The following is a 12,566-nucleotide window of genomic DNA, read 5'->3' on the forward strand; positions in this document are numbered from 1 at the left end:
CACGATGGAAGCAGGAGATCATGATGAAGCAGACGACAGGGCTGTCCTTTCGCTACGAGCTTGAAAAGCAAAAGCCCCGGCTTGGCGACGGCGGCACGACGCGCGGCGCTTCGGTGCATGAATTTCCGGCAAGCGTCGGCATCGCCGGCGTGTCCATGCGCCTCGATTCCGGCTCGATGCGCGAGTTGCATTGGCACGCCAACGCCGCCGAGTGGGGATATGTCGTATCCGGCCGTTGTCGCACGACGTTGCTCAATCCTGACGGAGCCACCGAGACGGACTCGTTCGGCCCCGGCGACATCTGGTATTTCCCGCGCGGCTGGGGTCATTCGATTCAAGGCCTGGGGCCTGGCGAATGTCACTTCATCCTGATTTTCGACAACGGGGATTTTTCCGAGGATCACACCTTCAGCATCACGGATTGGCTCTCGCATACACCGGCTGCAGTCGTCGAGCAGAACCTCGGGATCGACGCGCAGACCCTGGCAAAGCTGCCCAAAGGCGAGGCCTATTTCGCGAAGGGTCCCGTGCCGAACGATCGCTCACCGGACGCCGGTTCGCGGAACTACCCCGAACTCGTCAGCGCGCACCGCTATCCGCTGCTTGCGCAACAGCCGCGTCGTGTGGCCAACGGAGGCATCCAATTTATCGCCTCGGTCAAGGAATTCCCGATCTCCAAAACAATGGCAGGATCGGTGCTGGAGATCGAGCCGGGTGCGATGCGCGAGCTGCATTGGCATCCGAACGCCGATGAATGGCAGTACTACATCGAGGGGCAGGCCGAGATGGCCGTGTTTCTGGCCGAAGGGCAGGTCGTCACCGATCAGTTTAGTGCGGGTGATGTCGGCTACGCCCCGATGGGCGCCGGGCATTACATTCGCAATACGGGCAATGGCGTGCTGCGCGTCCTTATTGGCTTCAACAACGGGCATTATCAGTCGAACGACATCAGCGCGTGGTTGGCATCGAACCCCGGAGATGTCCTGGCCAGCAATCTCGGCGTACCGCGGGAGACGGCCGACAAGCTGCGGCACCTGACATCGTTCATGGTTCCCGGGCGGTCTGAGATCTAGTCCCGCGAAAGCGTTCCTCTGGCTTTCGTCCGATGCATATGGACGCTGGACCGGATGCTACGGATCCAGCTCCGTATCCCAGTAGAGATAGTCCAGCCAGCTGTCGTGCAGATAGTTCGGCGGGAACAGGCGGCCGTTGCGGTGGAGCTGGTGCACGGTCGGTGCGAACGCGCTCTGGCGCGGAAACATCTTTGCCTGCGCCGGCGTCAGATTGCCCTTGCGCAGATTACAGGGCGAGCACGCCGCGACCACGTTCTCCCAGGTGGTCTGGCCGCCTTTGCTGCGCGGAATGATGTGATCGAAGGTGAGGTCTTCCGGCGAGCCGCAATACTGGCAATTGAAACGGTCGCGCAGGAAGACGTTGAACCGGGTGAACGCGGGATGCGTGGTCGGCTTGACGAAGGATTTGAGCGAGACGACGCTCGGCAGCTGCATTTGCAGCGTGGGACTGTGAACCGCCTGATCGTAATGCGCGACGATGTTGACGCGGTCGAGGAACACCGCCTTGATCGCGTCCTGCCACGACCAGAGAGACAGCGGGTAGTAACTCAGCGGCCGGAAGTCCGCATTCAGCACCAACACCGGCCAACTGCCTTGCGAGACATGTGCGTTCAAGTAACGCTCCCGGCCTCCAATATACGCTGCGAAGCAGCATGTACTGACATACTACATGCAGCGTGACGGGATTGTGAAGCCCGTTGAGCGACTTATTCAGATGCAAGCAATGCGGCGGCGGGGTGGCAAAGCGCTCAAAACCGCCGTGATTTGGGGGCGAGGACGACGCCCCGGGGGAGGCAGGGTCGACCCGACGGCGCATCGCGGCTTCGCCCGCCCAGCTATTCCCGCACCCGCTCCAGCTTCTGCAAGCACCGCGTCGCGCGCACCACGGCCGGCATCTCCTGGTCTCCGAAGCTGGCCTTCCAGTTGGTGACGCCGACTTCGCCGACATAGATGTCGCCCCTGGAGTCCAGCGCGAGGCCGTGCGGTGCCAAGAACTTCCCGCTGGCAACGCCTGGCCCGTTCTCGCCGCCGAGCCGCGCGATGCGGTTGCCCTTGGCGTCCACGATCGACAGCCGCGGGCCGAGATTGGGCACGTTGCGGTTGATGTCGAGGCCGGGTCCGAGCTCGCCGATCACGAAGGTCGGGCTCTTGGCTCCACCGCAGCAGCATAGCGCGCAGGGGCGATGCAGATTGTTCCACTGCGTCTCGTACTTGCCCTCGCCATTGAACACCTGCACCCGGTGGTTCTCGCGGTCGGCGACATAGACCCAGCCGTCTGCATCGGTGGCGATGTTGTGCACGATGTTGAACTGGCCGGGGTCGGTGCCGGGCTCGCCCCAGCTCTTGAGGAGCTTGCCGTCCGGCGTGAACTTGTGCACGCGCGCATTGCCATAGCCGTCGGAGACGTAGATCTCGCCCTTCGGGGACAGCGCGGTGTGGGTGCAGCGATGGAAGGGCTCGCCGCTCATGAACGGCGACGGCTTCTCGGGGATGCCGATCGTCAGCAGCACCTTGCCGTCGGTGGTGCATTTGCGCACGGTGTGGTCGCCGTCATCGGTGCAGTAGAGATTGTCGTCGGCATCGATGTGCAGGCCGTGCGCGCGCGAGAACAGGCCTTCACCCCAGCTCCGGAGGAAATTGCCCTCACGATCCAGCACCACCATCGGATGGGCCCCGCGGTTGAAGACGTAGACGCGGTCCTTGCTGTCGACGGCGACCGAGGCGACGTCGGTCAGCGTCCAGCCGTCGGGCAGCTTTGCAAAATTGTCGACGACGCGATAGCGGTGCTCGCCGGTGCCGAGAATGGCAGGCATGTGTGGTCTCTCCTCTTGTCATTCCGGGGCACGCGTAGCGTGAGCCCGGAATCCATTGTGCGGCAGATCGTGTGGATGGATGGATTCCGGGTTCGCGCTACGCGCGCCCCGGAATGACGATCGTAGTCACGTCCCCCCCAAAATCCCTTCCTCGATCGCCTTGATCTGGAGCGCGAGATATTTCGAGTTGATCCGGCACTGCGCGAGGCTGCCGGCGATGAACCAGAGGCCGGGCTGCCCGGTGCGCGCATACATGTTGCGCAGTTCGAACCCGTCGCCAAAGCCCCAGACCGGTCCGACGCGGTCGGCGACGCCGTCGCCGAACAGTTTTCGCACCAGATATTCCTGCGGCTTGTAGCCGGTGGAGAGCACGATGAGGTCGGCCGCGATCATCGAACCGTCCTTCATCCGAGCGCCTTCGGTCGTGAAGCTCTCGATGTCTGCAAACTGCCTGAGCCCGATCGCTCCCTCGACGATCAGGTTGGAGCAGCCGACGTTAAAATAATAGCCACCGCCGCGAGTGAGGTATTTGAACTGCCAGCCGGTGCCGGCCTCGCCGAAGTCGAGCTTGAATCCGACTTTGCGCAGGCCGTCGAGCAGCTCCTTGTCGAGCTCCTTCGACTGCTCGGTCAGCATCACATGGGTTTTCTTCGCGAGCGGCGTCGGCATCGAGGTCGCGATCAGGTCGTTGTCCTCGAGGGTGCCTTCGTTGTAGGTCGCATAGGCGAGCTGGGCCGACGGCTCGATATTGGTGACCAGCGTCGGCGAGCGCTGCACCAGTGTCACCTCGGCGCCGCTCGAGCAGAGATCCTGCGCGATGTCGTGGCCGCTGTTGCCGGTGCCGATCACGATGGCGCGCTTGCCGGTCCAGTTCTCGCCGTCCTCGTAGCGGCTCGAATGCAGCTGCGTGCCTTTGAAATTGCTGAGGGTCGGAATATCAGGCACGTTGGCGATGCCGCTGACGCCGGTCGCCATCACGACATGGCGCGGCTGCATGGTGCGCTTGCTGCCGTCGGCGCGCCGCAGCGTGACGGTCCAGCAGCCCTTCGCGTCGTCGTAGGCGCCGCCCTCGAACTCGGTGCCTGTCCAGAAATCCAGCTCCATCGCGTCGACATAGGCTTCGAACCAGTTGGCGAGCTTGTCCTTCGGGATGTAGGTCGGCCAGTTTGGCGGGAACGGCATGTAGGGCAAATGATTGACCTGCACCTGGTTATGCAGGGTCAGCGCGTGATAGCGCTTGCGCCAATTGTCGCCGATCCGCGTCTCGCGATCGACGATCAGGGTGTCGATCTTCAATTGCTTCAGCCGTGCTGCAATCGCAAGGCCGGCCTGGCCGCCGCCGACCACCAGCACGGCAGGATCGCGATCGGCGTAGTCACGCGCTGCGTTGCGCAAGTCGAGCCAGTTCGGCCCGCGGAAATCGCGTGAATAGGCCTGCCCTCGCGGCCGCGACGTGCCGAGTTGCTCCTCGAAGCCTTTGAGCTCATCGAGCGCGGTGAGCAGCGTCCACGCCTTCAGCCGGTCGCCATCGCCGGTATCGGGCACGAGCCGGACGATGCCGGTGCCGCGACCGATCACGGTCTCGAAATTGAAGATGACCTCGATATTGCTGGTGCCGGCGCGCGTGACCCAGCGCGGCGCCGCGCGGTTGGGCGCGATCGTGAAGCTCGCCGGCGCCGCCGGTGGCGCGAGCGCCCTCAGCGCTTGGGCAATCCGGTCGTGGCCAGCGATCGTTTGCAGGTTCCAGCTCAACGCCAGCACATCGCGCCAAAAACTGTCGGCGAGGAAGAGATGGTCGAGTGCGGCCGGATCAGGCTTGCCGAGCGTGCGCTCGAACTCATCGAGCCAGGCTTGCGCCGAGACGGAAATATCCTTCGTCTTGTCCAGCATGCGCGACCTCGTGGCCGTCTTCGCGGCGTTTCCTCTGAGGTTGACGCTATACCGGTTCGACGGGCCTCGAAAGCGGTTTACCCGAGCAGAGAGAGCATGTGGCCCTGCTCCGGCGGAATACGCCCTTTCAGCGTGTCGAGAAACACCTGGCGCACCGCGTCGGGGCCGCGGCTCTCGACCACGATCAGGCTTCTCTCCAGCAGCGGCGCAAAACCGGACCATGCCGCGCCAAAGCGCTGCTCGATGCCGCCCGGGCCCCATTCCTTGGCGCGCTTGCGGATCTGGTCGGGCGCGAAGAACCAGCGCGGCTTTGCACCGGGCAGCGCGCCTTCGTCGGGCTCGGTGGCGCGATGCGTCAATCCGACGCGTACGGAGCATTTCATCCGGTCGTCGAAGTGCTGATGCAATCCGGCGCGCAGCGCGCTGTTGCCGGCCATATCGACGAAGGCGACCGGCGCATCCGATGGCAGCGACGCAATGCGGTCGTAGGTGACAACCTCGTCATAGCAGCCGAGCGACGAGACAAAGTCGACATTGCCGGCGGACGTCAGCCCGATCACCTTGCGGCCGCGGGTGTGCAGCAGATGGGCGAGGCCGAACGCGGTCTTGCTCGAGGCGCTGGAGAGCAGCACGGTGCGTGCGCCGAAGTCGTCGTTCTCGGCCAGAAAGTCGTCGACCAGGAACGACAGCATGAACAGCGGCCGCAGTAGCGCCTGGTAATCGCCCTTCCGGCCGGCGTAAGCGGGATCGCCGCTGACGCGGGCATAGGCGTTGTAGACCGGCGCCACGCCCTGCCGGTGCGCGGCACCGTCGCGAAGGCCGCGCTTGCTCACGTCGGCCGCCTCGATGACGAGATGCGTCGCCATCGGGAAATAGCCGAACAGGCGCTCGCCCACGGCGACGTTCGGATGCCTGGAGGCGATCACCTCGCCAAAGCCCCATACCGGAATGTTGCCAAAACCGTTCGGCGCGGGAAAGAGCTGCCAGTATTTCAACTCATCGCCCATCACCGCATAGGTGATGTTGTTGGCGGTGAAGGCGAAGCGGTCGACCTTCAGGAGCAGGGCGTCAGTCGGCAGCGCATCCGCGCCGGGAAGCTCGGTCGTAACCACCTTGCATTGGTCGAGGTCATTTTTCGCAACGACGAAGTCGATCGATGTCATGGCTTTGATCCCGGCTTTGTCCGTGCCGGCATTTCATCGTTCACCCATGATCCTTTTGCAACAGCAACATAGTTTAAAACGCCGTTCGCAGCCGTTCGTTACGCGCCGGCGCGCGCGTGGCCCGCCCAATAGGGCTCCCGCAGCTTGCGCTTGAAGATCTTTCCCGTCGCCTCGCGCGGCAGTGCGTCGCGGAACTCGACGTCCTTCGGCACCTTGAAATTGGCGAGCCGCTCGCGCAGGAACGACTGGACCGCGGCGGACGAGAGTGCTGCGCCCGGCTCCGGCTCGACATAGGCGCAGAGCCGCTCGCCAAATTCGGCGTCGGGAATGCCGAACACGGCGCAATCGCGCACGCCGGGCATTCCGATCAGCGCGTTCTCGATCTCGGCGGGGTAGATGTTGACGCCGCCGGAGATCACCATGTCGCGCTTGCGGTCGCACAGGAACAGATAGCCGTCCTCGTCGAGATAGCCGACGTCGCCGACACTGACGAGCCCGTCGCGGCCGGCCTCGGCGCGCGCCTCGGCCTTGCCGTGATAGTCGAAATCCGGCACCGAGGCCTGCCGCATGTAGATCTCGCCGGGTTCGTTGACGTCGCACGGGCTGCCGTCGGCACGGAAGATCTTGACCACGCCGCCCTCGATGGCGCGGCCGACGGTGCCGGGCTTCTTCAGCGCCTCCGCCGCGGAGTGCCACACCGGAATCCCGGTCTCGGTCGAGCCGAAATATTCGTTGATGACGCCTCCCCACCAATCGATCATCGCCTTCTTCACGTCGGGCGGGCAGGGCGCCGCGCCATGAACGACAAAGCGCAGCGAGGACAAGTCGTAACGTCGCTTCATTTCGTCGGGCAGCCGCAGCAGGCGCACGAACATCGTCGGGACCATGTGCATGTGCGTGACGCGATGGCGCTCGATCAGTTGCAGCAGGTCTTCGGGATCGAAGCGCGGCTCCAGCACGATGGTGCAGCCACTGCGATAGGCCAGCATGCCGTAGGAGTGCGGAGCGGAATGGTACATCGGGCCGTTCACCAGCACGACCTGATCCTCGTTCGGCTTGACGCCATAGGCGATCGCCCCGACGCGCTCGGATGCCGCGACCTGCTCGGGGCGCATCGGCATGCGCCGCACACCCTTCGGCATGCCCGTCGTGCCCGACGTGTAGAACATCGGCGCGCCGCGGCGTGGCGGCTGGGTGAGCTCCGCCTGGCTGTCCCGCCATTTGTCCCAATCGGTCAATCCGTCTGGCACCTTTGTGAGTGCGGCGGGGATGTCGAACGCGCCGGCGATCTCGGGCGGCGTCGGCACGACCATCAGCGCCAGGCCCTCCGGCAGGCCGTCGCGAATCTGCGGCAGCAGGTCGGCGTGGCAGATCAGGATGTCGGCGCCGCTGTCGGCCAGGATATAGCGGACTTCGGCGGCCTTCAGGTGCCAGTTGATCGGCACCACCGGTCGGCCGAGCGCGGCGGAAGCCGCGACCACTTCGAACAGGGCGAAGTCATTGCGCAGCATCATGGCGACCGGCGCGCCCTCGCGCCCGCCGAGCGTGCTGATCCCGCCTGCGGCCCGTCTGATCCGCGCATGGAGGTCTGGATAATCGATTCGGCGCTCGCCGCTGATGATCATGGGACGTCCTCTACCGGTCATCGAGAATGTCGCCGAACGGCACCCAGCTCTTGCCGTTGAAGCGGCGGAGCTGAAGCTGCTGGAACGGTAGATAGTCGTCCGGACCGGTCGACACGCTCATTCCGGGCAGCAGCAGCGGCAGCTTCACCTCTTTCAGCGACGCGGCCTGCTTCAAGATGTTGTCGCGGCTGACATCGTCCTTGCAGGCGCTCAGAACCGTCATCAGCAGTGTGGCATAATGATAGCCCGCGGCGTAGTTGGAGTTCGAGAGATCCGCGGTCGGCATGTATTGCTTCATGAACGCGAAATATGACTTCACGCCGGGATCGTCGGCCCATTGCGGATCCATCGTGTCCTTCTGGTTGCTCGACGAGATCAGTCCGACCGCATTGTCCAGGCCCGCCGGCTCCAGGAACGAGATCGAGGAGGCCGAGGTCGGAACGAAGAACATCTCCGGCTTCCAGCCGATCTCGGCTACGCCCTTGACCATCTGCGAGGTGAACTTGCCGAGCACGACGCCGAACAGCACGTTGGCGCCTGAGGCCTTCAGCGTCGAGAGCTGCGAGCTGATCGTCGGTGCGCTGGTCTCGTAGCTCGCCTCCGCGATGATCATGCTTGCGGCCTTGGGCCCGAGTGCGCGCTTGAAGCCCGCGACATAGTCGCGGCCGAAATCGTCGTTCTGGGACAGGATCGCGATCTTGGCGTCGGGCTTGGACTGCAGGATATACTTGGCATAGACGACGCCCTCGGATTCGTAGGCCGCCATGCCCGGCATCGTCCAGGGATTCTTCTGCGGATCGGCCCATTTGGTGGCGCCCGAGAGCACGAACAGCTGCGGCACCTTCTTGGCGTTGAGGTAACGCTGCACGGCGCTGTTGGTGGCGGTGCCGAGCGAGCCGAACATCATCAGCACCTCGTCCTGCTCCACCAGCTTGCGGGTCTGCTCGACCGTCTTCGGCGGCGAGTAGGCGTCGTCCAGCGTGATGAACTTGACCTTGCGGCCGTTGATGCCGCCTTCCGCGTTGACCTTCTCGAAGAACGCCTCCTGCGTCCGTCCGATCGCCCCGAAGCCGGAGGCAGGGCCGCTATAGGGCAGGGTCTGCCCGATCCGGATCTCGTCCGCACCGGCGCCGCCGGCGGCAAACGTCAGCAACGACAGGCCTGTCAGCGCGGCTGTCAGCTTCATGGTGTCCTCCCGTTTGTCTGGTCAGTCCAATTTTTTTGTCGGACCAAGCCGTCAGGCACTGGCGCGCATCATAAAGTCGTGACGCGCCTGATCGAATTCGCCCTTCATCCGGTCGACCAGCTCGGCCACCGGCGGCGCATCCAGGATCTGGCCGATGCCCTGGCCCGATCCCCAGATGTCGCGCCACGCCTTGGATTTCATGTTGCCGCCGGAGCCGAAGTTCATCTTCGTCTTGTCGGCAACCGGGAGATTGTCCGGATCGAGCCCCGCGGCGGCGATCGAGGGACCGAGATAGTTGCCGTGCACGCCGGTGAACAGGTTGGTGTAGACGATGTCGTGCGCGGCGTGCCGCGTCAGCGCGGACTTGTAGGCTTCGTCGGCGTTGGCTTCCTTCGTCGCGATGAAGCGGGTGCCCATATAGGCGAGGTCGGCGCCCAGCGTCAGTGCGGAGGCGATGCCAAAACCGTCGCTGATTGCGCCCGACAGCAGGATCGCGCCGTCGAACCATCGCTTGACCTCGCGCACCAGCGCGAACGGCGAGAGCGTGCCGGCATGGCCGCCGGCGCCGGCGCACACCAGGATCAGTCCGTCGACGCCTTGCTCCGCCGCCTTGCGCGCATGCTTGACGTTGATGACGTCGTGGAACACCAGCCCGCCATAGGAGTGCGCGGCCTCGACGATCTCGGCGGGCGGTCGCAGCGAAGTGATGATGATGGGCGCCCTGTGCTTCACACAGGTTTCCATGTCCTTCATCAGCCGGTCGTTGGAGGCGTGGCAGATCTGGTTGACCGCATAGGGCGCGACCTTCTTGCCGGGATTGCGCGATTTGTATTCGCCGAGCTCGTCCCCGATGCGGCTCAGCCACTCGTCGAGCTTGTCCACCGGACGGGCGTTGAGCGCCGGAAACGAGCCGACGACACCGGCCTTGCACTGGGCGATCACCAGCTCCGGGCCGGAAACGATGAAGAGCGGCGAGCCGACGACGGGCAGCTCCAGATTGTTCTTGAGCAGAGCGGGCAGTGCCATCCAATCCTCCTGACGACGCGCGTCAACGGCCTGCCGGCCGGGGGTGAGCGCTTCCATGTCGATTGTCGCGCCGGCGGGGTGTCCGCCGCCCAGCGCTTTGATCCCACTATAGGGTTGGACGGCGGGCAGCGGATCGTTCAATATTGAACAAGCGGATATTCAGATTTGTACGGAGCCGGCGGTGGATTGGGATCTCTGCAAGACCTTCGTCGCGGTCGCCGACACCGGCAGCTTCACCGCTGCGGCAAAACGTCTGCATGCCAGTCATCCGACCGTCAGCCGCAAGATCGCGGCGCTGGAGGCGCAGCTCGGCACCAAGCTGCTGGCGCGGGCCGCCGATGGCTTTGTGCTCACCGCCGACGGCCGTACGCTGCGCGAACATGCCGAGGCGATGGCGGCCGCTGCGCTCCGGGCCGAGGCCGCCGTTGGTGCCGGTGGTCGCAAGGCGCGCGGCACGGTCAAGCTGTCGATCGGCGCGACGCTGGCCTCGCACTGGCTGATGCCGCGGCTGCGCTCTTTTCTCAGCGCACATGATCACATTCGGCTCGAGATCATCACCCATCCGTTTCCGGCCAGCGTGCGCCGGCGGGAGGCCGACGTCGTGCTGCGACCGGTCGATAGCGGCGAGGAAAATCTGGTCGGTCGCAGGGTGGGCCGCCTCGGCACCGGCTTCTATGCCTCGCGCGACTATGCCGCGGGCCGGTCCTTGCCGGAGCGGAGCGGCGAATGGAAGGGGCACAGCGTCATCGGTTTTGCCGATCAGGACTCGAACGCGCAGCTGGCCCGCTGGAGCGATGCGATCACCCGGCAAGGCACCATGGTGATGCGCTGCTCGTCGCAGGGCGACATGCTGGCGGCGGTGCGTGCCGGAATCGGAATCTCCGCGCTGTCCTGCTTCGTCGCGGAGAGCTATCCGGACCTGGTGCGCGTCGCGCCGCAAAAACTCGTCAGCGTCGCCGATCTCTGGCTGCTCGCCCATCCCGATCTGGTCGAGTTGTCCGCAGTGCGCGCCGTCGTCGACTTCGTGGCCGATTGCGCCCGCGCCGATCGCGAACGGCTGCGGGGCTAGGGCTGGTTGCCGATGACACCTTCGCGCTTCTTGATCACGCGATAATAGCTCCACCACAGATGCGCCGCCGCACCGCGTAGGGGACGCCAGGGTTCGGCGAGCGGCGCCATCTGCTTCTCCGTCGGCCGCGCCTTGAGCCCCAGGCCAACCTTGATCCCCTCCTGCACGGCGATGTCGCCGGCCGGCCAGGCATCGCCGTGTCCGAGGCAGAACAGCAGATAGACATCGGCCGTCCACGGACCGATGCCGGGCAGCGTGATCAGCGTATGGTGCGCGGCCTCGGCATCTTCCTCGGCGAGCACGTCGAGGTTCAGCCGCTGCGCGCTGATCTCGCGCGCGAGATGTTTCAGCGTCTTGATCTTGGCCGCGGAGAGGCCGAGCCGTCCCAGCCGGTCGGTACGGGCGCGGCGTACCGCGTCATGGTCGAACGGATCGAAGGCGGCGGACAGCCGTCCCCAGATCGCCGCGGCGCTCGCCGTGGAGAGCTGCTGCCCGCAAACGATGTGGGCGAGCCCCGTAAAACCCGGCTCACGCCGCCGCAAGGCGGGCATGCCGGCGATCTCGAGCACGGGCTTGAGGCGCGGGTCGCGCTTGATCAGCGCGTGGACGGCCTCTTCGAGGTCGGACTGGGTTTCGAGGTGGATGGTCATGGTGGCTCAACTTGTCATGCGCGGGCTTGCCGTCTCTGCTAAGGCTACGCCGGCCCAATACCGAGACGCCCGCCGAAGCCTTCGGCGTAGGCGGGACCCGCGCATTCATCTCCTATCGTAACAGAGTCCTGGAAGATGGATTGCCGGGTCAAGCCCGGCAATGACGAATACACCGAGAACTCATGCCACCCGTTTTCCGATTTGCCCCCAGCCCGAATGGCCTCTTGCATCTCGGCCACGCCTATTCGGCGCTGCTCAATTTCGACCGCGCGCGTGAGACCGGCGGGCGGCTGTTGCTGCGTATCGAGGACATCGACGCGACGCGCTGCCGGCCGGAGTTCGAGACAGCGATCTACGACGACCTCGCCTGGCTCGGCATCGCCTGCGAAACGCCGGTGCGGCGGCAGTCGGAGCATCTCGCGGTTTATCGCGCCGCGCTCGAAAGACTCTCGGCGCTTGGTCTCGTCTATCCCGCGTTCGAAAGTCGCGCGGAGATCGCCAGGCTCGTGGCCGCGCGCGAGGCCTCCGGGCCATGGCCGCGCGATCCCGATGGCGCACCGCTTTATCCGGGTGACGCCAGATCGCTATCGGCCGGCGAGCGCGACCGGCTCATTGCATCCGGCGTGCCTTACGCGCTCCGGCTCGACATGGCGGCCGCCTGCCGACGCGTTGCCGGTCTGACCTGGAACGAGCTTGGCGAGGGGCCCGATGGCGAGCGCGGCATCGTCGCGACGCGACCGGAGGCCTGGGGCGACGTCATCCTGGCCCGCAAGGAGACGCCGACCAGCTACCATCTGTCCGTCGTCGTCGACGACGCGCTTCAGGGCATCAGCGAGGTCGTGCGCGGGCTGGACCTGTTTCACGCCACCTCGGTTCACCGCCTGCTCCAGGTCCTGCTCGATCTGCCGGAACCCGCCTACCGCCACCACGCCCTGATTCTGGACGAGGCGGGCCGGAAGTTGTCGAAATCGGGCCGCTCGACCGGCCTGCGCGAGCTGCGCGCTGACGGCGCCACGCCCGCCGGCATCCGCCGGTTGGTGGGATTAGGTTAAGTTTCTCTGGGGGTTAGC

The 12,566-nt window shown here is 65.1% G+C and carries 11 protein-coding genes; 3 read left to right on the forward strand and 8 right to left on the reverse strand.

The annotated features are described in order from the left end of the window. Positions 1–23: 23 nt before the first annotated feature. Positions 24–1,073 (forward strand): cupin domain-containing protein, encoded by a 1,050-nt coding sequence (locus tag BJ6T_RS07120; RefSeq protein ID WP_014491630.1) that lies wholly within the window; start codon positions 24–26, stop codon positions 1,071–1,073. Positions 1,074–1,130: 57 nt separating this feature from the next. Here BJ6T_RS07120 and BJ6T_RS07125 read toward each other — a convergent pair whose 3' ends face one another. The 7 genes from BJ6T_RS07125 to BJ6T_RS07155 form a co-directional block, all read right to left on the reverse strand. Beyond that, positions 1,131–1,688 carry an HNH endonuclease gene (locus tag BJ6T_RS07125; protein WP_014491631.1) on the reverse strand — a complete coding sequence of 186 codons (558 nt, stop codon included), beginning with the start codon at positions 1,686–1,688 and terminating at the stop codon, positions 1,131–1,133. 221 nt (positions 1,689–1,909) lie between these two features. Continuing rightward, the gene (locus BJ6T_RS07130) at positions 1,910–2,887 is read right to left on the reverse strand and encodes a peptidyl-alpha-hydroxyglycine alpha-amidating lyase family protein (RefSeq protein WP_014491632.1); all 978 of its coding nucleotides are present in this window, start codon (positions 2,885–2,887) and stop codon (positions 1,910–1,912) included. 126 nt (positions 2,888–3,013) lie between these two features. Then, on the reverse strand, positions 3,014–4,777 hold the full coding sequence (locus BJ6T_RS07135; protein WP_014491633.1) for a flavin-containing monooxygenase: 1,764 nt from the start codon (positions 4,775–4,777) through the stop codon (positions 3,014–3,016). 77 nt (positions 4,778–4,854) lie between these two features. Continuing rightward, a complete protein-coding gene (locus BJ6T_RS07140; protein WP_014491634.1) occupies positions 4,855–5,940 on the reverse strand; it encodes a DUF2855 family protein in 1,086 nt (361 codons plus the stop codon). 98 nt (positions 5,941–6,038) lie between these two features. Further along, a complete protein-coding gene (locus BJ6T_RS07145; protein WP_014491635.1) occupies positions 6,039–7,565 on the reverse strand; it encodes an acyl-CoA synthetase in 1,527 nt (508 codons plus the stop codon). Between the two features lie 10 nt (positions 7,566–7,575). Next, positions 7,576–8,751, reverse strand: coding sequence for an ABC transporter substrate-binding protein (locus tag BJ6T_RS07150; protein WP_014491636.1), 1,176 nt, complete (start codon positions 8,749–8,751; stop codon positions 7,576–7,578). A 51-nt stretch (positions 8,752–8,802) separates the two neighbouring features. Beyond that, positions 8,803–9,777, reverse strand: coding sequence for an NAD(P)H-dependent flavin oxidoreductase (locus BJ6T_RS07155; protein ID WP_014491637.1), 975 nt, complete (start codon positions 9,775–9,777; stop codon positions 8,803–8,805). Positions 9,778–9,958: 181 nt separating this feature from the next. Here BJ6T_RS07155 and BJ6T_RS07160 point away from each other — a divergent pair, with 181 nt between their 5' ends. Continuing rightward, the gene (locus BJ6T_RS07160) at positions 9,959–10,846 is read left to right on the forward strand and encodes a LysR family transcriptional regulator (RefSeq protein WP_014491638.1); all 888 of its coding nucleotides are present in this window, start codon (positions 9,959–9,961) and stop codon (positions 10,844–10,846) included. Here BJ6T_RS07160 and BJ6T_RS07165 read toward each other — a convergent pair. After that, positions 10,843–11,496, reverse strand: coding sequence for a DNA-3-methyladenine glycosylase family protein (locus BJ6T_RS07165; protein ID WP_014491639.1), 654 nt, complete (start codon positions 11,494–11,496; stop codon positions 10,843–10,845). The genes BJ6T_RS07160 and BJ6T_RS07165 overlap by 4 nt on opposite strands. Before the next feature lie 182 nt (positions 11,497–11,678). Between BJ6T_RS07165 and gluQRS the strand changes: the two genes are divergently transcribed. Continuing rightward, the gene (gene gluQRS / locus BJ6T_RS07170; RefSeq protein WP_014491640.1) at positions 11,679–12,548 is read left to right on the forward strand and encodes a tRNA glutamyl-Q(34) synthetase GluQRS; all 870 of its coding nucleotides are present in this window, start codon (positions 11,679–11,681) and stop codon (positions 12,546–12,548) included. The last annotated feature ends 18 nt before the right edge of the window (positions 12,549–12,566 follow it).

The organism is Bradyrhizobium japonicum USDA 6, assembly GCF_000284375.1.
Classification (GTDB): Bacteria; Pseudomonadota; Alphaproteobacteria; order Rhizobiales; family Xanthobacteraceae; genus Bradyrhizobium; species Bradyrhizobium japonicum.

Excerpts from the sequence above, each read along its gene's own strand:
- BJ6T_RS07140 (WP_014491634.1), bottom strand. The coding sequence starts at position 5,940 with ATGACATCGATCGACTTCGTCGTTGCGAAAAATGACCTCGACCAATGC.
- BJ6T_RS07150 (WP_014491636.1), bottom strand. The coding sequence starts at position 8,751 with ATGAAGCTGACAGCCGCGCTGACAGGCCTGTCGTTGCTGACGTTTGCC.
- BJ6T_RS07120 (WP_014491630.1), top strand. The coding sequence starts at position 24 with ATGAAGCAGACGACAGGGCTGTCCTTTCGCTACGAGCTTGAAAAGCAA.
- gluQRS (WP_014491640.1), top strand. The coding sequence starts at position 11,679 with ATGCCACCCGTTTTCCGATTTGCCCCCAGCCCGAATGGCCTCTTGCAT.
- BJ6T_RS07130 (WP_014491632.1), bottom strand. The coding sequence starts at position 2,887 with ATGCCTGCCATTCTCGGCACCGGCGAGCACCGCTATCGCGTCGTCGAC.
- BJ6T_RS07165 (WP_014491639.1), bottom strand. The coding sequence starts at position 11,496 with ATGACCATCCACCTCGAAACCCAGTCCGACCTCGAAGAGGCCGTCCAC.
- BJ6T_RS07155 (WP_014491637.1), bottom strand. The coding sequence starts at position 9,777 with ATGGCACTGCCCGCTCTGCTCAAGAACAATCTGGAGCTGCCCGTCGTC.
- BJ6T_RS07145 (WP_014491635.1), bottom strand. The coding sequence starts at position 7,565 with ATGATCATCAGCGGCGAGCGCCGAATCGATTATCCAGACCTCCATGCG.
- BJ6T_RS07135 (WP_014491633.1), bottom strand. The coding sequence starts at position 4,777 with ATGCTGGACAAGACGAAGGATATTTCCGTCTCGGCGCAAGCCTGGCTC.